Below are 22,639 nucleotides of genomic sequence, written 5' to 3' on the forward strand. Positions count from 1 at the left end.
GATTCAATAATTTATTAAATATCATCCAGTATTCTGCAAGCCTGCAGCAACACCGGAAACAGTGCAAAGAATAAGATAGATGAACTCTGCCTGCTGGCTTTCGCTAAGCTCTTCCTTATCTACCTTGTTACGAAGCTTGTGCAATGCAAGGGATTGGATTACAGAAAGCGCGTCCACGTAAGGAGAACGCACACGAATAGCCTGACCAAGCACGTGACGATGCTGCAGAGGCCACTTGTCGTCAACAATTTGCAAAACCCACTTGCGAGTAAGCCGCATTTCCGAAAGTACTTTATCGCTCAAATCTTCACGATCTCCAAGACTTAAGTACATGCGAGCAATACGCTCATCCGTCTTAGCCAAAGACATCTCAATGTTGTCAATAAAAGTACTAAACAGTGGCCACTCTTCGTAAGCGCGACGCAAAGTTTCCAAATCACCAAACTTTTCGCAAGCAGTACCCAAACCGTACCATGCAGCCAAGTTAATGCGAGCCTGAGCCCAAGAGAACACCCACGGAATTGTTCTCAAATCGTCCAAAGACTTTGCACCCAAACCGCGCTTGGCTGGGCGAGAGCCGATTGGAAGCAGACCGATTTCACTCAAAGGCGTAACTGTTGAGAACCATGGAGTAAAGTCATCCGTTTGCAGCAAGTCGAGGAAGCGCTCATGAGCTGAAACATCAAGCTTTGCAGCCATATCCGCATACTTCTTCGTCATATCAGTGTTAGTTTTCTCAACACTTGGCGAAGATTGCAGCAAAGTCGCAGAAGCAACGGATTCAACATGGCGAATGGCAAGAACTGGATTACCATATCGTGCAAAAATAACTTCGCCCTGCTCAGTAAGTTTGAAGCGGCAGTTGACGGAACCAACTGGCTGAGCAAGTACTGCGCGATTTGCAGGACCGCCGCCGCGTCCAACAGCACCACCGCGGCCATGGAACAGTGTCAAATCAATATCATGCTTCTTAGCCCATTGAGCAATGCGCTCCTGAGCAGAGTGCAAAGCAAGCGTTGCGGAAGTAGGACCAGCATCCTTGGAAGAATCCGAGTAACCAAGCATAACTTCCATCTTGCGGCCAGTAGCCTTAAGACGAGCCTGCACTTCAGGAATTTTAATAATCTCCTCAAGCACATTTACAGAATTCTGCAAATCCTCAAGCTGCTCAAACAGCGGAATAACGTCGATTGTTGGCGAATCCTGTGGGTGAGCAAAAGCAAGACGATTAAGCTCAAATACGTCGCGCACATGCTGAGCAGACTTTGCAAAGGAAATAATGTAACGTCGAGCAGCACGCATTCCGTTACGCTTTTGAATTGCTCCCAAAGCGCGGAAAGTGTCGAGCACTTCACGAGTCATCGGCTGAAGCGGACCGCGTTCGCCATGCAATCCGTGCTCACGAATATCTTCCAAAGCGCGAGAATGCACGAGAGAATGCTGACGGAATTCCATTTCAACCATGTGGAATCCAAAGGTTTGCGCCTGCCAAATCAAATCCTGCAAAGGACCATAAGCTGCTCGAGGATCTCCGCCTTCTGCCAAAGAACGCTGCACAATTTGCAAATCTTCAATAAAATCTTCGCAAGAATGATACATCAAATCCGTATCGCGGCTAATAGTGCGATGCAAACGGTCAGCCATTACAAGCATTACAGCACGATGCGGCTCACTATTAGAAACATCTGAAGCGCTTTCTGTAAGCTGTTCGCTCATTTCGCGCTGACGATTCCACAACTCAAGTAGCTCCACGCTTGGAGGAGTTGTGCGCGTTTCCATAGTTAAGCATTTGCCAACTTCGCGCGTGCGATTTTCCAAAGCTGCAAGCACGTGATCGCTAAACTTTCGAGCGACTTGGCGGCTCACTTTAGCTGTCACATTAGGGTTGCCATCTCGATCAGATCCAATCCAGCTTCCTGGGTGGAAGAATGCAGGGCAGCGAGGCGGCACCAAACCAGCCTTCTTACCGAGCAGCCAATCGTCAAATCGACGATACACGACTGGAATAGTGTCAAATAATGTAGCGTCGAAAATGTCAAGAATAGTGTCAGCTTCTTCAACTGGAGTTGGCTTCTTCAAAGCAATTGGCGAAGTTCTAAGAAGAGCGTCAATTTCGTTATACAGACGACGATAATTTTCACGCTTGTCAGATCCACCTAAACGATGATGTTCGCTTAATAATTGCGAAATTCTACGAATCTTTCCAGCTACAGCCTTACGACGAGCTTCAGTTGGGTGCGCAGTAAATACAGGATGGAACTCAAGTTTTGCAAGCAATTCTTTCGCTTCGGCAGGGCTCATTTCAGTAAGTAACTTGTGATACGCGCAAGTTAATTCGTTAACTGGATCAACCGGCAACGAATCCTCAACTTCACATTCACGCTGATGAAGTACAGAAACACGATAATTCTCTTCGCACAAGTTTGCTAAATGGAAGTATGTTGCAAAAGCGCGCGCCAGAAGCTGAGTATCATGCAAATTCATGCCATTAATTTTGCTTACAGCTTTACTTAAGCCATCGTCGGCTGTTACTTTTGCATCCACCATTTGCGCAAAATGCGCGGCACTAGCATCTACAGCATTCAAACGCACATCGTCGAATACTGCTAGTAATTTTTCATCGAATTCACCAAGAACATCGCGAAGAATATGCAAGCACAAATCCATGTCTTGCTTGAGCGATGCTGGAAGGTCACGCTCCTCTGGGCCTTTTCGCCCCAAGCCAGACGTAACAATAGTTGCGTCCGCTGGAGTAACCTGCTGATTTTCTTCTGTCATCAGACCTCCTTGCGCCAGTAAATAAGGTTGCTCGGTCATCTGACTTCCGCGGCTCCTCCGCGGTTATTTAGGTCAAAAGTTGCAAGCCCACAGCCTTGTTTACAGCGAAATACCAAGTTAATTTTGAAACTACCACCGGACGTAGCATAAATAGTATTTCGTTAACAAAAATTTACTAGGTAACAGGGGGCGTATACTGAAAAATTGTGAGCACAGTAGATAGCAACGAAGACAATAATACTTGCAATAATGCAAACGTCCATAATTGCAATAGTTGTGATAATTGCAATGCTAATTACAGCAACAGTTGCAATAACAATCCGGAAATTCTTCCAACAGGACACGTAGTAGGAAAACCTTCTGGACGTTTTCATACTCATGCTATTCCGCTCGACATGGACGATGTTGAGCGCGATTGGGATAAGCCTGTTACCGAAGCCTGCATAGCTGCAAAATCAAGCATTATTATTCGCGTCGGCGCGCTCGGATTAGGAGCAGGAACCGGAAGCTACCGTGTTCGCGAACTTATGCATAGAATCGGCGAACCGATGGGCGTTCACGTTCGAGCAGACGTAAATCTCACGGATATTGAAGCAACTTGCACAGATAAGCATGAGCGCATTACTGAAGTTGTAGATCTTCCAACCACTGGCGTAAACACTGAGCGCATTTGGCTTTTGGAGCATTTTGCTGACTGGTTTAACGTTAAACTTGGCAACGATTCTTTGTATCACTCTAAAGCAGCTGTTTCTAAGGAATTAGTTGATACTCTTCAAGAAAGCGACGTTGAGCGCGATATTGTACAAACCGCTAAACAGTCGGAAGAAAATGCTGCAAAAGTTGCGGAAGAAAAAGCTTTACAAGAAGAAATCAAAAAAGAAAAGCCGCGAGGAATTTTTGCTTTACAGCCAGAAAACGCTTATGCTGAACATTTTTCGCATGTTCAAAAAATTACAGAAAACAGCAATAAGGAAGATGAAAATAATCATCCTCTTACTGTTCGAGAAGTGCATGACCGTCTTGATTTGATTAAAAATCGCAAGCCACTTTATAAACCTTGGTTTGCAGGTCTTGCTTCCGCAATAGCTTGCGCATCCTTTGCTTTCTTGCTTGGCGGTGGCCTTTACGACATGATCGGTGCTTTTATTGGTGCAGGAATTGGCCATTATATTCGTCGCCGCATGTTCATGCATCATCTTAACCAATTTGTAGTCACATTCGTTGCGGTTGCAATCGGCGCACTTTCGTGCATAGGTTCTCTGCAACTTATTGGCTACTTCGACCCAAGCGCATTAAATCACACAACCGCATATATTGGCTCAGTATTATTTGTTATTCCAGGCTTCCCACTTATTACAGGCGGCCTAGATATTGCAAAAATAGATTTCCCTTCCGGAATTCAACGTCTGTGTTATACGCTTGCGATTATTTTGATGGGAACACTTGCAGGCTGGACTGTTGCAAGCATTGTGCAGCTTAATCCTCAAGGTTTCCCTCCTCTTGGATTAAACCCTTGGCTTAACGCAGTTCTTCGACTTATTACGGCCTTTGCTGGCGTGTGGGGCTTCTCTGTGCTGTTTAATTCTCCACAGCGCATGTGCATAGTTGCAGGAGTTATTGGAGCTATTACGGATACTCTGCGCTTAACTATGACAGACTTCGGTATTGCTGCCGAAATTGCGGCTTTCACTGGAGCTTTGCTTGCTGGCTTGCTGGCTTCTACTTGGCGCGCTATTGTTCGTCACGGCTTTGCGCCTCAATACTTGGGTTATCCGCGAATAGGTCTTACGGTTCCTTCAATTGTGATTATGGTTCCGGGACTTTATATGTATCGCGCAATGTTTTATCTTGGCCAATTCCACACGCTTCCTGCATTAGACTGGACTTTCCGCGCTTTTATGGTGATTATTTGCTTGCCTATTGGTCTTGCTGTAGCCCGCGTTATTACGGATAAAAGTTGGCGTTACGACGTGTGATTTAGCGAATTTTAGTTTAGCTTTGCTTTTCTATAAAATTTACTAGCCTAATTTAACTTTGCTAAATTAGCTTAACTTTGCCTGCTTCACTTTGCCATCTTAACTTGGTATTACTAGATTTAGCTTGGTATTGTTAAACACAACAAAGCTAAATTTCATCAGATTCTCCACGCAATTCTTTTATTTGATTTAAGTAATACGTCCATTCTCCAACGTGATCGAATACAGATTTTCGCCATGTCATTGTTTCTTTAGTTAGAAAATTAACATTAAACTTTCCTGATTTTAAATCTGCGCAGAAGAATGCACTGCACCATTTTTTATCCATTTTTTTCCACAATTCTTTCGACTTATGAAATATACTTAAGTTTTTTACAGGCCAGCCTTCCTTTTTATCATTCGCATTTGCGAATCCCGCTGCAGACACTGCACCTTCTTCTATATCAATCAAAAGACCACAATCTTGAACATTGTCGTATTGAGAAGTACAGTCATCAATTATTTTTGTAGACAATTCCATCATCAATTCGTCTTTTTCAGTCCACTCTTCTTGCGTTGTATTTGAATTATCCATAATTGTTTACCTTTTCTTTGTAATTTTATAAAGATTTTAAAATTCCCCATTTTCAATATAAGTCACATCCGTCAATGGCCTACCATCTTTTTCAGACTCATAACCATATATGAATGCGTCAGGTCTAGTGCTATCCCCTTTGTATTCCAAATCTATGGTGATTTTAACCGGATGCCCTTCATCCAATAAACGCTGTATTGCCTTTTCTCTTTCTAAATACGCTGCACGATTTACGTGGAAGTCTTGCGGAACAAGATTTATTTCCCCATTTGAGCCAGCGAACATCGCAGCAAAAATATGCCCGCCATCATCATAATATTCTCCGCGCGTACGGTTTCCTACTTCTCTAGTTAATCTAGATTCTGCTGAAGTTCTTCCTTCATCTGATTTCTTCCTTATAGTGGCTTCGGCTTTATACACTTGCCCATTCTTATTCATATACCAGCGGAGTTCATTACCCGTTTTTGGATCTATTCGAGTAATAACAGTATCGCCATTTTCTTTAACTTCGCTAAAAACTCCGTGCACGCCGGCAGTATCCGTACTGCTGCTTCCTGAACTAGATTCTTCACCTGAAGCGAGATTATCCGCAAAGCTTTTAGCATTCTTTTGAAAGTAGGCAATATTGTTCATAATTGGGTCTATGCCACTTCTAGTAGCTTCAACGCTATTCGCAAGACCACTTTCACGTGTCATTGCTATCAATTCCGCAGCATGCGTAAGCTTTAACGCCGCTTCCTGCACGCTTCGCATAAAATTAGGCGCTTTGGCAGCTAATATGCGCGTGTTGTTGGCCACCTGTTGAATCTTAGACATAGACTACCCACGCTTTTTTTGACGCCGTTCTTTCTCTTCTTCTCGCTCTCGTTCCAAAGCTCGTTGTATAGCCATGTCGGTTTCTTTAATATTGCTTTGGATTGAATTGCAAACTGTTCTTTGCGCGTTAGCAACCTCTTCAATATTCCCTATTATTTCGCGGTACTTTCCAGATTGACTAGTGCCACTTATTACCGAATCTATTTGGCTGCGCAATCGAGAAAACTGGGAAAGAGTATTCATAGCCGATAACGAAGCCGAAAGCTTCGATTTAGCTTCTTGCAATTTAGCAGAATCTTTTTGTGCAGACATTGTAGTAAAAGCTAGTATTGAAACTTTAACAGCAACAGGAATTACAGTGAAGAGCCGTAACTCTTAGCTGTTCGAGCAGCAGTTTGCAAAGCTTGCGCCGCACGCGTTACTGCAGAAGACGCACTTTGAAGATCGCTAATAATCTTCTGATCTTTGCCTTGCGCAGAACCTCCCATAGTGGACTGCACGCTTTGTATTTGGCTTCTAAAGTTTGATGAGAAACTTTCCAAACCGTTACCAGCTTTTTGAGCCGCATTGCCAATTGCTTCAATCTGCTGCTTAAGCTGACTTAACTGGGACATAACTGCTCCTACTTCCTAAAATTGTTGAATATTAAAATTTTTTCCAATTTTATAAACCAATTTACATAATAACTCTGCGACCAGTAGCAACAGTTTGCTGCTGAACATCCTGTCGTTTTTCACCAGCCGGCACTGCACGATTATTGCCCCAGTCGCGAATAGCAGCAACTTCTTCAGGATTGGACTTAGAAAATGGAACAACGTTTCTAAACACGTCAATTATGTAGCCTTCGTCAGGAAGCATAACAGAATGATTTGCAAACATGTCAGAAGCAATATCGTGCACAACAGCATCAATATCCGAACCTGCAAAACCATCCGAAAGCTCCACCAATTCGTTAATCAGAGAAGGATCTGGGCATACTTTTGCATATTTCGTAAAGCAAAGGCGAAGAATCTCCGCACGCTCATCTTCCGTCGGTAAATCGACGAAGAATATTTCATCAAATCTACCTTTACGAAGTAATTCCGGAGGCAAAGACGAAACGTCATTAGCCGTAGCAACAAGAAATACTTTAGACGTAGACTCTTGTAGCCAGAATAGGAACTGGCCAACTAATCGCTTAGCCACTCCGCCACCACTGTCCCCATTTGAACCGGAAAGACCTTTTTCAATCTCGTCAATCCACAATACGCATGGCGCAACTCGATCTGCAGCAGCCAAAGCTTCGCGAAGATTAGACTCTGATTCTCCAACATACATGCCTAGCACAGAACCCATATCAAGCCTGTACAATGGCAACTCCCACTCATGTGCTATTGCCTTAGCAGAAAGTGATTTACCGCAGCCAGGAACACCACAAAGCAGTACACCTTTAGGCGGGTGCAACGGAGAATTAGTCAAATCTGATTTAATAAGCGCTTCGCGTTTTTTAAGCCAAGACTTAAGGTTGGAAAGGCCGCCAACTTGATAATCATCTTGCAACTTAATGCGCTCAATACCTGTCATATTGCCAAAAATACGATCCTTGAATTTAGACAATTCAGGAATGTCTTCGTTGGTAATAAACCCTTTAGCAATAAGCGTTGCAAGCACATTAACCGCTTCTGCTTCGGTAACACCGAGCAAAATTTCTGCAGCTCTACGAATTTCATCATGCTGCCAGTCAATGCGCACGTTCATACGATTAGTCTCAATAGTTTCCGACAGCACATCGTACAATTCATCAATATCTGGCAAATCTAGTGAAGTTGTCATGCCAAGTCGCGACAATCCGCTCCAAACAGGCTTGTCAACAATCAAAATCATCGAACCTTGGTGAGGCTCTGCAAGACGAACCATTTGCGCAAAATGACGAGCTGTTGTTGTATCACTTTCAATACCATCAAGATCGCTGAAAATATAATTCACATTCTGGCGAGTCTTAAATGTTTGCTTTGCAGTATCTAAAGCTCCTACCAGCGAATAATCGTCAGACATTTGCTTTCTAGACAACAATTCGACCAAACCTTCAGTTGCAGAAAACTCAAAGAATGGCAGCGAGCGCAACTCACTAGCAATATCGCTAAGCAACTCAGCAACGCGACTTGGTTCTACTGAGTTAATAACAATTAGAGGGACGCGAGCTTTCAAAAATTGCTCAACAATTTTCCTCGTTCCAGCATAATTTGGCATATAACCTACCTTGAACTACCAAACAACCGGCCAAAGAAACCTTTCAAACCGCCATTGTTTGCGTTATTATCTTCTTCAGAAGAATCTGGTTGTTGAGAATAATTCTCCGCTTGATTGATTACTTGCATAATAGCATCATTATTTTGATAATTTTCGTTAAGCACTGCAGTAAGAGGAGAAGTTCTCACTATTTCCAAAAGTTGATCGCTCGAATTTACACCCCAAGAATCCGTACTTTTGCTAACATTTTTCTCCAAGTCTTTTTGCAGATTATTAATATCAGCAGTTGCGTTTTTCATGAGATTAGAACGTAAAACTTCCGGCAAACTAGGATGATTATCTAGAGCTATTCTTCGCGCCAACAATTTGCGAGAATGCAATATTGCGTTGGAAAGCTCATGCGCGTCAGAAGCATTCTGTATACCTCTGGATAATTCTGTATCCCAGCGCTCCATAACTTTATTTTCTGCTCTATTAATATGCTTCATCAAACGCTCAAATGTTGATGATGGGAAAGTATCAACCGTAATCTCCGGCAATCCGACTAACGAAGTATTTGGATCATCAGCAAAAGCACTTAACCTATTCACCCAAGCAGAATAAACATCTTCAGACATTATTTACCTCTATTTTCATCGAGTAATTAGGATTTCGCTAGGTGGCAACGGATCCCAATCAGGCAAGTTGCCAGCTATTTTTCGTTCACGAGTTATCTGGTGTTTTGCACTAGAGGCGGTTGCGGTAAGAAGATTCCTGCGTTCAACAAATGATGCGTCTTCTTCACGTTTTGGTTTAGGAACAAAACGTGGACGCCTACGAGCACCTGGACGCTGAACCATATTGTTCATTCCTGGCATACCACCCTGCGCTCCCTGCATACCACCGTTCATAGGAGCACCCGGCATTGTATTGCTCATTCCCTGCATTCCGCCATTCACAGGAGAATTAACAGAAGAAGCATATTGAGTACCGTATTGCTCATAAGTAGTAGTGCTAGAAGTCATGTTATTCGAAGCTGCTAAATCAGGACTAACTGCTGTATTTGACACGGCGTACGAAGACTGGCTTGCTACAGGAGTACTTGCGTCAAACACACTCGTTGCAGATTCACTTGCAACAGTATTATCTTCCGCACTCTTAGGTTCTTCTGACTTAGATTCTGCATGCTTCGGACCTGAAGACTTATCCGCAACATTTTCTTGAACTGGCGCGTTATCCCGATTAGGAGCACCAGTTTCTACACCGGCAGGATTCTGAGAAGAAGCACCCTGTTGATCAGAAGCGCTCATCTGATTAGGAGCATCATACGTAGAATACGAACCGTAATTGGAAGCAGAACCGTAAGTAGACTGCGAATTATTTACATAATAATTAGAATTAGTAGATCCGTACGAAGATTCATTTGAGGAACCATACGTAGAACCATACCCAGAATTATCAGTACTATATTGCGAATATCCAGCTTGCGAATTATCATACTGCGCTCCGTAAGACTGTTGCGAAGGATAGCCTTGATTATCCTGCACATTACCATATTGATTAGTAGCTGAATAATTATACGAATAATCATACGCGCCATTAGAGTAAGTAGACTGATTAGGATACGGCGATTGAGACTGCGTTGATTGAGAATAATAATTAGCATTATCCGCTACAGATTGCGCATTATTTGCATCATATCCTTGATTATTATTCACTTGTTGAGCACCGCTATTTGGCTGAACATTATTACCCTGCTGTGCGCTGTTATCTTGCTGCCCACCTTGTTCTTGAGATGGTTGGCCGTGCTGGTAATTGTTAAGATTAGTGTTGTCCATCGTTATTTCTCTTCCTCTTGAGATTCGTTTGATGAAGGTTCTGCAGTAGGCCAAGTTTCAATCAAATTCCTTAATCCTTCTTCATCTTTATTAAGTTCCTGATATTCGAATTGAATGTCAACGAAAGCGGCACGAGCAGCCGCTAAATGAAGCCTTGAAATTTTAAAAGCTTCTTCTTTACTCTTCAAGGCTTCCGCAACAGCCTCATCTGCCTTCTTCTTTTTGTTACTAGCCCAAATAGCTATACCGGCTACACATGCAAAAGCAACGAAAAATGCAAAAGCTGCAAGGTGCAAGATGAAAAGAATAACGACACCAATAACAGAAAATATAATAGGCTTAATAAGTTCATCATTATTGAACTGCAACTTTTTTATATATTCGTCAAAAGTTTCATCCCAGGCGTGATGAAGATTGTTAAAAGCAACATTTTCATTTTCTCTAGTTTCACCAGTATAACCAACAAAATTATATTGTTCAGCTAATTTTGAATGTTTCTTATCAAGAACAATTCGCACCGAAGTAACCGTTTTAGAACGATAATTCTTTGTATACTCATTCAAAGCTGCTAAGAAATCTTTTTGACCGGCACCAACGGAAACCTTCTGAGTTTGTACAGAAACACCCATCAAATCAGGAGAGATTGCAGTTCGAGTTTGCAAAGTAACAGCATCAACCGTTTCTTCCAAAGCGCGCTTGTACTGATCTGCCTTCTTTTCAGCTTTTTCCATATCGCCATCAGTTTCAACAATAGCCTCGTTATAAGCTACTTCTCGTCTTAACGGCAACTCTTCGTCATCGTATTCTGTAACCAACTGCTCAAGTAAGTCGTCGAGCATATCTGCAGATGCTTGAAGAGTAGTAGTGGTGTCATCTTTTATAGCTTTATACTTATCCCTCGTGTTGCCAAGAGTAGTTGCAGCCTCAAGCATATTCCTCAACTTACCGAAATCTGGACAGCAATCACGCAGTTCCTTATACTCGTTAGGAGCAAGCATCGAGCAATTGTTTTCGAGCTCATGCACCCATTCCTGAACCTGCGATTTTACAATATCGTCGTCTAAGCGCAGTTCGTCATTCCATTTTTTAATTTGCGCAGAAAGCATTTGCGCGCCATTTTTACCAAACGCACCCTGTGCTGCAGCTTCAAGAATTACTGCAAACTCACGAGTAAGCGCCTTAGAATCACAGCTTTGCAAATAGTGCCTAAGCCAACGCAACGCAGATTCGTTTCTTCCCATACGACGCAAAACTAGCGCGAAGAACAACGATGTCTTTGCAGAGTTTCTATTAAATGCTTCTTCGACTGACTTTTCTACAATCTCTTTATCATTACGACTCCAAGCAGCGACTGCAACAAGCGCAGGAGCAAGCCAATATCGAGGACTTTGAATCATCAATTCTTCTGAAACGTGAGAAACAACCGCGTCACTTACGTTAGCAACATCAAATGCTTGCAAAACACCAATCGAAGTACGACGAACTTTATCGTAATGACCGTACTGTCGATCAAGCTCACTTTTAAGATTACCCAACTTAGTTTCTGCACGTTGAGCATTGGCAGCTCGTTTAGCTGCATCAACATATTCGTAGAAGGCTTGGCTTAGCTTTTTTAACTCAGAATGTGTTTCATTAAGATCTTTACCAACTCGACTTACTTCTCCGCTAACAAGATTAACTTTGCTGTCAACTTGGTAAATAGATGAAGTTATATTATCCAAATACTTTTGTAGCGCACGAGGATCTACAGTTTCCTCCATGTCGTCTCCCTCTCTTAAAAGGCAATTCACTGCCGCGAAATAGCAACAATGTTATAAATTATAGCAAGTTCTACCTCATTCGATTAACTATTTTTTATGAAATTCATTATCTTTCCGTGCCGTCTTCAGCAATAGGAACCACTTCTCCATCCGAATAAATTTCAATATAAGCGTATTGCGGAGAAGCCGCTAAACTGCGAGCCGGTTGGAATAGTGGAGGCACAGTATCACTGTCTTTGTAATGCTCAACAATAGCACCATCAATTGAAACGTAATGGTCAACGTAGGGGTAGCCAATGTAGCACTTTGCAAATAACGCAACAAGATGCCCACCAAAACGCTGCTTATATAATTCATCAATGTGGTCAATAATCTGCTGTTTATACGTTTCGTTAGTGGTTGTATCAAGACTGCGAACCGCTTCCAAAATTTGCTGAGAACGAACAGCATGTCTATTCTCAAGTTCCCATGCAGAAGTTTTTACCTCAGTGTCAGCATCTTTAAACTGATCATCTTTTTGCTGCGGAGTTCGCAAAGAAAATCTATCAGCAAAATTTTGCGTTTGCATATTGTCAGTGTTTACAATTCTTACTTGACGTACCATACAGTATCCTTACTTCTAATCATTTAAAACATTATTACCGCGATTACCACAATTACAGCAACTATTGCTATGCCTGCAATAATCATCATTTTTGTATTAGGTTTATTCTGTGTAGTATTATCCGATTGCGTCGAACTACTGCTAGTTACTGGCATTGTTCTAATTGGGGCCGCAGGACGAACATAGTTTACGGCAGTAATTTTGCGATTTAGCTCATTAATCCATGATTGAGAAGAATTCAATGATTCCACGCGCTGAAGCATACTACGAAAATCTACAATCAAATCTTTAGAAGAATTGTGCTGAACAATAGGAGGACGCTCTTGAAGGAATACTCCAGTTACTTGAGAAAGTCTTCCAACTTTGTCGTTTAGCTCCCTCTGCAAACGGTCAATTTCTTTCCAAGATTGCTGCAAATCGCGTTCATATGATTCTGCAGAATGCAATTCATCAGCACCAATTCTGGAAGCATTACTAAGTTCTTTTTGCTGACGCTGAGGAAAAGCTAAAAGTTGGTTCAGCGAATTCAAATAAGTACTATATTGCTGATTCATATCCGTAGTGTTTGTTCTACTTATAGCATTACGCATCATATCTATCATCTTTTATTCTCCCAAAAATCATCAGGTAAAGTAGAAAATGGCACAAGCGTTACAGCTCCTTCTTCAGAGCCTTTATCAATCACAGTTACTCGCGGATGATCCTCTGTTAACTTCATTAACGGTCCAGCAATTTCTCGTGCATCATCTATGCCCGTTTTAAGCAATAAATATTTGCCAATTCCGGATCGCGAATAGCCAAGTGTGTCACTAACACCTTGAAGACTAGACCACCATCCAATACAAAATATTTTCTGCAAACCACCCTCATGACAAATCTTCTCAATCACAGAGTTTCCCGTATTTAGCGGCTCATCCTCAGAAAAATCAAGACTAAAATCCTCAATATCCGGATCCGACTCAGATTTAACAATAGTTTTACTCATTCCAGGTATTCGTTGAATTCCCAATCCCAAAACCAAAGTTGGGTGTTCTTCACCATCGGAAAATACTTGTGAGAATGTAGAAACTAAATATTCAGGTACTTCTTTGCGCGGAACAAAAGTAACGTCAATACCATTGTTACGTACGTCATTGAAGAATTGCGAAATCTCCTCAGGAATTTTATTAAGACCACAAAGAACAACTAAGTGCGCATTGTTACCAATCGTTTTTAATACGGTTGCGCTTGCTGAAATAATTACCGATGCCGCTTCTTGATCTCCCGTACCTACCATTGCAATACCTTGATTAGTGTCAGTATCTAATTCAACAACATACGGCTTTTTAGTAATTGCAATAGGTCTACCAATCCAGGCTTCAACCATATCGTCCGTGCGTGGTTTAATCTGCTTAACTTGCGCACTATCCCAAGAAGCATAATCGCTGCCAATAAATACCATTGGAGGCTCGTCGTGGCGCAAAGACCACAAATTGTGCTGAATTTTTTCAAACTTATTAGAATCTACCCAAGCTGCAACAGCCTTAATATTTGAGCCTTCTGAATCTTGACCGAAATTCTTGTTGAAAATAACTTCGCCACGGTACGTCAGTTCAGCATCAGCAGTGTTGTGTTGCGAAAGAACAGCTTGCGATTCTTGCACAGTATTTTTTAGCGACATTCTAAGCGGGAACTGCGCAAAAATTGATTCACCTTTTACTCTCAAGCCAGAAATTCCAGAAGTTGTTTGAGACGCCAGCAAAATATGTACACCGTACGCACGTCCTTGTTTTGCAATCAACTCAAGCAAACGCACTGCTTCTTCAACGTTCTCGTCGTCTCCATCAAACAGCACATGGAATTCGTCGATAATAAGTAACATTCGCGAAAGTTTGTTACCTTGTTGACGATAGTCAATAATTGAGTGGGCACCAGCATTTTTGAACATTCGTGAGCGCCGTTCAAGTTCTTTCTCAACGTACCGAAGAACTGCAACACCAAATTGCTGGTTAGATTCCAAAGAAAGCACTTTAACATGAGGCATCCAGCCTTCATTATTTTCATCTTTATCGAAACGTTTAAATTCCAAACCGCGCTTAAAATCAAGCAAAAGCAGTTCAAGCTCATCTGGAGAATATTGACTAGTAAGCGCAAAAATAATATCGAGAAGAAGATTAGATTTACCTTGACCTACAGCTCCGCCAACAAGCATATTTGGCGTAGGAGGATTTTCTGATCTAAACGAAACCAGTAAATTCTGCTGACCATTTTTTCCAATAAGCGCGTCAAGACTGTCAGTAGAATCACCTTGCCAAGGTTTTTCAATAATAGGCTTAATTAAATCGTACAAAGGATACGTAGGACCTTGCACTTTTGAAGCTTGCTCAGCAATCGCGTCAATCAATTTTGACAATACCGTTGAATTTATTATTGACTCATGCGCAATAGTAACGTTTTTACTGAAGAATTCTTCGCAATACCAGCACGATTTGCTACATTTCATGCGAAGTAATGAAGATTTATTAGTAAATTCATCGCCTTCAAAAGGTGAATTTGAAGTGTTTTGTACAATAATTGACAACCCAGATGCGGGACCTACTTCTGCAGCTCTGCACAATATTTTTTTTTAATCTATCTTGAATACCATACGGATAATCAAGCAGAACAGCAATTACTAATTCTCCTTCTGGAACGCTAGATGATGCCCATAAATCTAATAAAGTTTTTTTGCCTTGAATAGACATGCGTTCCGCGTTACGAGCAGCAGATTGCATAGCATGTTCCAACGCTTCAGCAAACGAATCTTCGTCACTAAAAGCTTGTGGGAAAGTAGTTCCATTAATAGCTCTTAAAGGAGCTAATGCTCCTAATCCGGCAGAAATTCGAGGGTCAAAAACTAAAATTCGAAGATGCTTTAGTGGCACGATTGAAGCAATACGAATAAGCGAATTAAAAATTAGCTCTTGTGAAATATTTTTATCACCACTAATTAACCAGTTGCGCATACACGCAAATGGCGCTAGTGCGGCAACTGTCTGTCCTTGAACGTTAATGTCGCCAAACTTCATAAAAGGCGTTAAAGTCTGTTTTCCGCCATTATCATTAAGTTTTTCGACTATATCGTTAATAGGTGAGGTTATTACAGATGGTGAAATATTTAGAGAAGATTGTTTAAAACTACTGACTGCGTTGTCTGTTTCACTACTAAAACGTTCGTTTACTTGATTAATAGTCTGTTTTCTTAACTGCTCCACTCGTATTCTTGTTTGTTCAACCCTTTGCGCAGCTTGTGATAATTCTAAATTTTTGAGCTGCTCTGCGTATGCAATACTTCCTTGTAGTTGCATCAGCAGTTCGTACAATTGACTGCGAACTGACTCGCTCATTTGAGCAATCTGCTCCGGAGAAGGTAAATTCTGCTGATTTTGTTGCACATACTGCTGCTGATACTCGGGAACAGTCTGATTACCGTAGTCTATTCCCGAATACGCAGGTTGATACAAGTTGTTCTGTGACACAGGAGGAACTTGCTGCGAATTCGATAAACCTGGAGAAACATGAACCCGCCTTACGTTATGATGAGGACCACGAGAACTAGTCATATCTTCTACTCTCTCTGTATGCTATTTTTTATTCTCTTAACAATTTTACTCTGCATTCATCTTTGTTAACCATATAAAATATTGAAAATATTTAAATATTTTCGTTAGTACTTCATTCCCATAGCATCTCGCACTTGAGAAAGAGTTTCTTCCGCAATGGCATTTGCACGCTTATTGCCGTCGTGCAAAATATCTCGAACAACATCCATGTCTTTTGCAAGTTCTGCACGACGCTCACGATGAGGCGCCAAGAAATTATTTACGTTTTCAATTACGTAAGCTTTCAGCGCGCCAGCACCAGCGTTGCCAATTTCTGCAGCAATATCTTTAGGATCCCTGCCTGTAACTAAACCTGCGGTAGTAAGAAGTGCAGAAACTTGCGGACGAGCTACTGGATCAAAAGTAATCATTCTTTCGGAATCAGTTGGGCTCTTCTTAATTAGTTTGGCAGTTTCTTCGGCAGTAGCTCCAAGCATAATTGAATTACCGTAAGATTTGCTCATCTTACGACCGTCCAAACCTGGAATTTCTGGAGCATCAGACAAAATCGCTGCCGGCTCTGGGAAAACTGGATTCTTTTTTGCGTATCTTTCGTTAAAACGACGCGCAATTGTGCGAGTGATTTCAACGTGAGGCAAATTATCTTTACCAATTGGCACAACATTAGCTTTGCAGAACAGAATATCGCAAGCTTGATGCACTGGGTAAGTAAGCAGCAATCCGGTTAAAGCGTGTCCAGATGATTCCATTTCTGACTTTACAGTAGGATTTCTGTGCAATTCTGCTTCCGTAACTAAAGACAAGAATGGTAACATAAGCTGATTTGCTGCAGGCACAGCAGAGTGCGTAAATATCATTGTTTTTTCAGGATCAATTCCTGCAGCCATATAATCAAGCACTAAATTCAAAACATTATCTTCAATATGCTCGGTTGTGTCACGGTCAGTAATTACCTGATAATCAGCAATAATAATATTGGTTTTTACACCACGCTTCTGCATTGCGACACGCTCACGAATAGAACCAAAATAGTGGCCTAAGTGCAGGCGTCCTGTTGGACGGTCTCCTGTAAGCATGGTAAATGAAGAAGGATTACTTTCTAGTTTTTCAAGCGTTGCATCCGAACGTTTACGCGCTGCAAGAAAGCTTGCACTCATCTCATTTCCTGCGGCTGTTACCTGTGCTTCTTCCTGCATTTTTGGCTCCTTACATACACGCATTTTTACGCTTAAAATATGGCTTTCATGGTAAAAGTTTACACAGACAATATACTCGGTTGCGGTTAAGTGGTACGCTCTTGTGTGATGAACTGATTGTTACGGTAATTTTTTAAGAGGGGGTCAGATGGGCCGCGGACGACAGAAGGCAAAGCAACAGAAAATTGCCCGTAAGCTCAAATACCTGACGACCGATACGGATTATGACGAGCTTGCTAAGGAGCTTAACTCCAGCGAACCCGGACAAGGATCCTTCGATCCATTTGCGTCGAGCGAAACTTACGAGGAAAACTCGTATCTTCCAAACCAGGAAGTAACTGTTCAAGAAGATGATTCTAATGAGTCTTCCAACGATGACGATTTAGACGAATATGCAAAGTGGGCGGCAGAAGCTGCAGCTAAGGCTGTAAATAATGAAAATTCTTCTACAAATTCTGGCGCGCATACTCCTGTGCATCATCACATTCCTATGCCAGTGCCGAGTTTCATGCATAAGCACGATAAATAAATCTTAAAATTACTAATAATTTAGGTTACTAATAATTATTTTTTATCTAAATATCCTGGGTCTAAAAAATGAAGGCCCAGGATATTTGTAAATAAGCATTATAAATAGGCGTCATAAATTTATGTCAAGTGGCAAAATATCGCTTAAATCATCACGCTCACCGATTGCACTTATGTGACCGCACTGTTTTTCTTGCTGCCAACTTGTAATACCACAAGAAATTCTTAACCAAACCTGTGGATCAAGCTCAATAACATCCGGCGGAGTAAGATTATGCGGATCAGAAGCTGGTCCTTCCAAAATTTTTACTGCACCAAAAGGCGCAACTCTTACCTCTACTGCACACCCAGGAACTTTGTTTTCAAGAAGATATAAAGAATATCTAACTGCTAAAGCTTCGTCAATTGGAGAAATATTTAAAATATCGCTAGTTATTTGAATAGCTTCTTCGCCATTATTAAACGCTTTATTAGCAGACTCACACCATGCTTTCCAAGCACATTGTCCTCTTTTTATATCTCGCTCAAGTATTACTACCATATTTTTATTATCTTCTAAACAACATACTTTCATAAATACATTTGTATTAAGAAGTTATATATTAATATTTGAAGGGGTTAGGTTGTGGTACTATCAGGAACATCGTGTGCATTAACGTACCTTTTGTAGTTATCTACAACAGTTATCTACAACGTGGTATCGGTTTAACTGCCTAAACATAAAGTTTCAGGCTGCACACTTTTTAGTAAATATAACAAACGGCACAAGGAGTCAAATATGACTAAACACGTCGCGCCGAAAGCCAAAACTACTGCGACGGCATTTGCCAAAGAACTTCAAGAGCACCTCAAGTACACCCAGGGTGTAACGCCAGAGCAGGCCACTACGGCAGATGTGTATGTTGCCGCTGCTACCGCAGTTCGTCGTCACTTGATGGACTCTTGGATGCAGACCCAGCATGACATGGTTAACGGCAACACTAAGGCTGTGGGCTATTTGAGCGCAGAGTTCTTGATGGGCAAGCAGCTTGAGAATGCTTTGTTGAACGCTGGTCTTACTGACCAATTCAATAAGGCTGTTACTAAGCTTGGCTTCGATCCAAAGGCTGTTATCGACGCTGAGTATGAGCCAGGTTTAGGTAACGGCGGTTTGGGTCGTCTCGCAGCCTGCTTTATTGATTCGCTCGCCTCTATTGGCGTTCCAGCATTCGGCTACGGCATCCAGTATCGTTACGGCATCTTCAAGCAGCGCTTTGATGAAGAAGGTAAGCAGGTTGAAACACCTGATTACTGGCTTAGCAATGAAGAGCCATGGGGTCACATTGACTATGGTCGTGACCAGCGCGTCAACTTCGGTGGTGAAGTTGTAGAAGAAGATGGCAAGCGCGTATGGAAGCCAGCTTGGTCTGTTCGTGCAGTACCAGTTGATTACATGGTTCCAGGTTATAATTCTGGTCGCGTAAACACTCTTCGCTTGTGGACTGCTAAGTCTTACGACGAGTTTGATTTGCTCACCTTCAACAAGTCAGAATACTTGGACGCTGTAAAGCCACAGGTTGCAGCAGAAAACATTTCTAAGATTCTTTATCCAGAAGATTCCACTCCAGAAGGCAAGGCTTTGCGTCTTGAGCAGCAGTACTTCTTCGTAGCTGCTTCTATTCATGATGCTATCCGCGTGTTCTATCCAGGTCAGGATAAGCCGGATCTCACCACCTTCCCAAGCAAGATTAACTTCCAGTTGAACGATACTCACCCAGTTATCGGCATTCCAGAGCTTATGCGAGTTCTTATGGACGAGTACGGCTACGACTGGAACACCGCTTGGGGTATTACTACCAAGACATTCAACTACACTTGCCACACTTTGCTTCCAGAAGCTTTGGAAGTTTGGCCAGCCAAGCTTATTGGCGAACTTCTGCCACGCCACCTTGAGATTATCCAGGGCATTAGCGAGCAGTTCCGCAACGAGCTCCGCGGTAAGGGCGTTGCTGAGGATCAGGTTGAGCGCATGCGTATCGCTACCGACGCTGACGAAAATGGCGAAGGTGCTGTAGTTCGCATGGCTTACTTGGCTACCTACGGCGGCTCTTACGTTAACGGTGTTGCTGAGCTTCACTCTGAGTTGTTGAAGGATGTCACTTTGAAGGACTTCTCCAGCGTTTACCCAGATAAGTTCAAGAACGTTACTAACGGCGTAACTCCTCGTCGCTTCGTGCGCTTGAGCAACCCACGTATGTCTGCTCTTATTACTGAAGGCTTGGGCACTGACGCATGGCAGGGTGATTTGGAGCTTCTTGAAGGTTTGAAGCCATTGGCTGACGACAAGGCATTCGTTAAGAAGTTTGCTGAAGTTAAGAAGCAGAACAAGCTTGCCTTCGTTGATTTCGCAAAGCAGAAGTATGGCTTTGAAATCAACCCAGACACAATGTTCAACACCATTGTTAAGCGTTTGCACGAGTACAAGCGCCAGTCCATGAAGATCCTCCAGGTTATCTCCACATACGCTGGAATCAAGAATGGCACAATCGATGTTGACAAGATGCTTCCACGCACCGTGTTCTTCGGCGCTAAGTCCGCTCCAGGCTACGCTATGGCAAAGCTCACCATTCAGCTCATTAACAATGTTGCTCGCGTGGTGAACAACGATCCTGCATGCAAGGGCAAGCTCGCCGTGTTCTTCCCACCAAACTACAACATCGAGTTGGCAATGAACTTGATTCCTGCCACCGATTTGGATGAGCAGATTTCTCAGGCCGGTAAGGAAGCTTCCGGCACTGGTAACATGAAGTTCGCTTTGAACGGTGCTTTGACTGTTGGTACTCTCGATGGCGCAAACGTTGAGATTCGCGAGCGCGTTGGCGCTGAGAACTTCTTCCTCTTCGGCATGACCGTTGACGAAGTTGATAAGCTCTACGCTGAAGGCTACGATCACGGCGGATCCCGTAAGTACTACGAGTCTGATCCTCGCTTGAAGGCTGCTGTGGATATGGTTGCTGACGGCACCTTCTCCAACGGTGACAAGAGCGTGTATGAGCCACTCGTCAACGATTGGCTTACCCACGATTACTTCATGGCAATGGCTGACTTCAGCTCTTACATGGATATTCAGGCTCAGATTGAGGAAACTTACCGCGATCCAATGAAGTGGGCTCGCATGGCAGTTTTGAACGTAGCCAACTCTGGTTACTTCTCCTCTGACCGCTCTATCGAAGATTACCTCGATCGCATTTGGCACACTGGTGCTCTTCCAGTTGCCGAGTGAGCATAAAAATAGCGTCTTAATCGCTTAATAATAAAAAGGCGGAGGCTGTTAATCAGCTTCCGCTTTTTCTTTCTAGTAATTAATTAAATCGAGATTAATCATAAGTAAGCAAATAAATAAAAAGGCGGCTGCACATACACACAGTCGCCTTTATTTGAAGTATTTTAACGCAATACTGCTGTTTTATTCTTCAACAGCAGGAGCGTCTTTACCTTCTGTCTCTTCTTTTTCTAGCCCCAAGTCAATTGGTGAAGAGCTGTTCTCCCACGGCTCCTCCCAAGGGTCATAATCAGGATTGTGCTGCTTATAAACATACAATGCAGCAATTCCTGCGAGCAGTGCTCCGAAGAGCAGTGCAAAGAACTTCCAACCGCCAGAGGATCTGTTCTCCATGATGGCTCCTTTCGGGTTAAGCTGACCTGCTCGTCCAAGTCAACGATTTACATAGCGTTTTGTCGCTTACTCACTATCATAGTTGCTTTTCTTCAGAGTTGCATCTTTTTACACAATCTTATTGATTAAATTTGTGAAGTAAAGCCTATATCATAAAGATATGCATAATTTTGATATAAAAAATTTATGGAATAGACTACGTTTTCGCAGCAATACTGTTACTGCAATTCTCATATACGCTTGCATTGCTACTTGGCTAATAGAAATATTTTTATACTTCGTAACTAAAGAAACCTACATTACTTTTATAGAATATACTGCCTTCGTGCCTGTTACTGCGTTGAATACCCCATGGACTTGGTTCACATCAATGTTTGTTCACGCACCAAATTTAACACATATTTTCTTCAACATGCTGTGCCTTTGGTCACTAGGCGCAGAACTTGAGCGTTATTTTGGCAGATGGAAATTCTTTGGACTTTATTTAATATCGGGTCTTGGAGGATGCATTGCAGATATTATTTGGTGCAGAATAATTAATAATTGGCAGTCCGCCTCTTATGGTGCTTCAGGCGCAATTATGGGTCTTATTGGCGCACTTTTAGTAGCTCAGTGGCGACTTGGTGAAAACATGCGAGGAACAATTATTTGGATTGCGATTACTCTCGCTATGCCAATTATTATTCCAAATATAGCTTGGCAGGCGCATGTTGGAGGTTTAATTATTGGCACAGCACTTGCAGCATTGCTAGGAGTACAAAATCCTCTGCTTAGAAAAGCTTCGTTTAATACGCGTTTCTTAACGTATTTTATTTCTATTTTTATTATTCTTGTTGCGTGCGCAGTATTCTGCTTACAAGGATTAGCTTAGTTAAATTACACGCATGTAGTTTTCCACCATTGTGCACAGAACTGTGGATAACTTGGGTATAAGTTGGGCATAAGATGCTAACAACTACTCAAGTTATCCACATAATTATTCACAAATGCTAATAACTCGCCATTTTTGCGCTTGTGCAAAAGTGTATAAAAGTTATCCACAATTACGACTCTATGTTAATTAACTTTCGAAAAGCGCAGAAACGTAATTAGAAAAACAATCTACTCTACTGTTTTTCTGGCAGT

At 42.2% G+C, this 22,639-nt stretch carries 20 protein-coding genes; 4 read left to right on the plus strand and 16 right to left on the minus strand.

Annotation, left to right across the window (positions count from 1 at the left end; all coding sequences use genetic code 11):
- Positions 1-21: 21 nt before the first annotated feature.
- The gene (locus tag HXT35_RS03415) at positions 22-2,778 is read right to left on the minus strand and encodes a phosphoenolpyruvate carboxylase (RefSeq protein ID WP_421787844.1); all 2,757 of its coding nucleotides are present in this window, start codon (positions 2,776-2,778) and stop codon (positions 22-24) included.
- Positions 2,779-2,984: 206 nt separating this feature from the next.
- On the opposite strand from HXT35_RS03415, the gene HXT35_RS03420 reads away from it, so the two are divergent.
- A complete protein-coding gene (locus HXT35_RS03420) occupies positions 2,985-4,754 on the plus strand; it encodes a threonine/serine ThrE exporter family protein (RefSeq protein WP_421787846.1) in 1,770 nt (589 codons plus the stop codon).
- 148 nt (positions 4,755-4,902) lie between these two features.
- Here the strand turns inward: HXT35_RS03420 and HXT35_RS03425 are convergent, their stop codons facing one another.
- The 13 genes from HXT35_RS03425 to trpS form a co-directional block, all read right to left on the minus strand.
- Positions 4,903-5,328, minus strand: a complete 426-nt coding sequence (locus HXT35_RS03425; RefSeq protein ID WP_421787848.1) for a hypothetical protein — start codon at positions 5,326-5,328, stop codon at positions 4,903-4,905.
- Positions 5,329-5,364: 36 nt separating this feature from the next.
- On the minus strand, positions 5,365-6,144 hold the full coding sequence (locus HXT35_RS03430) for a DNA/RNA non-specific endonuclease (RefSeq protein ID WP_421787850.1): 780 nt from the start codon (positions 6,142-6,144) through the stop codon (positions 5,365-5,367).
- Positions 6,145-6,147: 3 nt separating this feature from the next.
- Positions 6,148-6,456: a hypothetical protein gene (locus tag HXT35_RS03435; RefSeq protein ID WP_421787852.1), complete on the minus strand. Its 309-nt coding sequence runs from the start codon at positions 6,454-6,456 to the stop codon at positions 6,148-6,150.
- A 41-nt stretch (positions 6,457-6,497) separates the two neighbouring features.
- Positions 6,498-6,758 (minus strand): hypothetical protein, encoded by a 261-nt coding sequence (locus HXT35_RS03440; RefSeq protein WP_421787854.1) that lies wholly within the window; start codon positions 6,756-6,758, stop codon positions 6,498-6,500.
- Between the two features lie 61 nt (positions 6,759-6,819).
- Positions 6,820-8,373: an AAA family ATPase gene (locus HXT35_RS03445; RefSeq protein ID WP_421787856.1), complete on the minus strand. Its 1,554-nt coding sequence runs from the start codon at positions 8,371-8,373 to the stop codon at positions 6,820-6,822.
- Positions 8,374-8,378: 5 nt separating this feature from the next.
- Entirely contained in the window at positions 8,379-8,990 is a 612-nt protein-coding gene (locus tag HXT35_RS03450; RefSeq protein WP_421787858.1) for a hypothetical protein, read from the minus strand.
- 15 nt (positions 8,991-9,005) lie between these two features.
- Positions 9,006-10,190: a hypothetical protein gene (locus HXT35_RS03455; RefSeq protein WP_004126618.1), complete on the minus strand. Its 1,185-nt coding sequence runs from the start codon at positions 10,188-10,190 to the stop codon at positions 9,006-9,008.
- Positions 10,191-10,192: 2 nt separating this feature from the next.
- Positions 10,193-11,950: a hypothetical protein gene (locus tag HXT35_RS03460; RefSeq protein ID WP_421787860.1), complete on the minus strand. Its 1,758-nt coding sequence runs from the start codon at positions 11,948-11,950 to the stop codon at positions 10,193-10,195.
- A gap of 106 nt (positions 11,951-12,056) precedes the next feature.
- Positions 12,057-12,554: a hypothetical protein gene (locus tag HXT35_RS03465; RefSeq protein ID WP_004126612.1), complete on the minus strand. Its 498-nt coding sequence runs from the start codon at positions 12,552-12,554 to the stop codon at positions 12,057-12,059.
- A 23-nt stretch (positions 12,555-12,577) separates the two neighbouring features.
- Positions 12,578-13,156 carry a hypothetical protein gene (locus tag HXT35_RS03470; RefSeq protein WP_004126609.1) on the minus strand — a complete coding sequence of 193 codons (579 nt, stop codon included), beginning with the start codon at positions 13,154-13,156 and terminating at the stop codon, positions 12,578-12,580.
- The gene (locus HXT35_RS03475) at positions 13,153-15,114 is read right to left on the minus strand and encodes an FtsK/SpoIIIE domain-containing protein (protein ID WP_421787862.1); all 1,962 of its coding nucleotides are present in this window, start codon (positions 15,112-15,114) and stop codon (positions 13,153-13,155) included. The genes HXT35_RS03470 and HXT35_RS03475 overlap by 4 nt, the downstream gene beginning before the upstream one ends.
- Positions 15,074-15,967 carry a hypothetical protein gene (locus HXT35_RS03480; protein WP_421787864.1) on the minus strand — a complete coding sequence of 298 codons (894 nt, stop codon included), beginning with the start codon at positions 15,965-15,967 and terminating at the stop codon, positions 15,074-15,076. The genes HXT35_RS03475 and HXT35_RS03480 overlap by 41 nt, the downstream gene beginning before the upstream one ends.
- A 272-nt stretch (positions 15,968-16,239) precedes the next feature.
- Positions 16,240-17,331: a tryptophan--tRNA ligase gene (gene trpS / locus HXT35_RS03485; protein WP_004126600.1), complete on the minus strand. Its 1,092-nt coding sequence runs from the start codon at positions 17,329-17,331 to the stop codon at positions 16,240-16,242.
- Positions 17,332-17,479: 148 nt separating this feature from the next.
- On the opposite strand from trpS, the gene HXT35_RS03490 reads away from it, so the two are divergent.
- A complete protein-coding gene (locus HXT35_RS03490) occupies positions 17,480-17,860 on the plus strand; it encodes a DUF3073 domain-containing protein (RefSeq protein ID WP_004126598.1) in 381 nt (126 codons plus the stop codon).
- Between the two features lie 111 nt (positions 17,861-17,971).
- On the opposite strand, the gene HXT35_RS03495 is transcribed toward HXT35_RS03490, so the two are convergent.
- Positions 17,972-18,400 (minus strand): sterol carrier family protein, encoded by a 429-nt coding sequence (locus tag HXT35_RS03495; RefSeq protein ID WP_004126595.1) that lies wholly within the window; start codon positions 18,398-18,400, stop codon positions 17,972-17,974.
- Between the two features lie 237 nt (positions 18,401-18,637).
- Here HXT35_RS03495 and HXT35_RS03500 point away from each other — a divergent pair, with 237 nt between their 5' ends.
- Positions 18,638-21,121, plus strand: a complete 2,484-nt coding sequence (locus HXT35_RS03500; RefSeq protein ID WP_004126592.1) for a glycogen/starch/alpha-glucan phosphorylase — start codon at positions 18,638-18,640, stop codon at positions 21,119-21,121.
- Between the two features lie 183 nt (positions 21,122-21,304).
- Here HXT35_RS03500 and HXT35_RS03505 read toward each other — a convergent pair whose 3' ends face one another.
- Entirely contained in the window at positions 21,305-21,514 is a 210-nt protein-coding gene (locus HXT35_RS03505; RefSeq protein WP_004126589.1) for a hypothetical protein, read from the minus strand.
- Positions 21,515-21,674: 160 nt separating this feature from the next.
- On the opposite strand from HXT35_RS03505, the gene HXT35_RS03510 reads away from it, so the two are divergent.
- Complete coding sequence (locus HXT35_RS03510; protein ID WP_004126587.1) at positions 21,675-22,385, plus strand: rhomboid family intramembrane serine protease; 711 nt, start codon at positions 21,675-21,677, stop codon at positions 22,383-22,385.
- Positions 22,386-22,639: the final 254 nt, after the last annotated feature.

Source organism: Gardnerella sp. DNF01141 (assembly GCF_049244255.1).
GTDB lineage: Bacteria > Actinomycetota > Actinomycetes > Actinomycetales > Bifidobacteriaceae > Bifidobacterium > Bifidobacterium vaginale_E.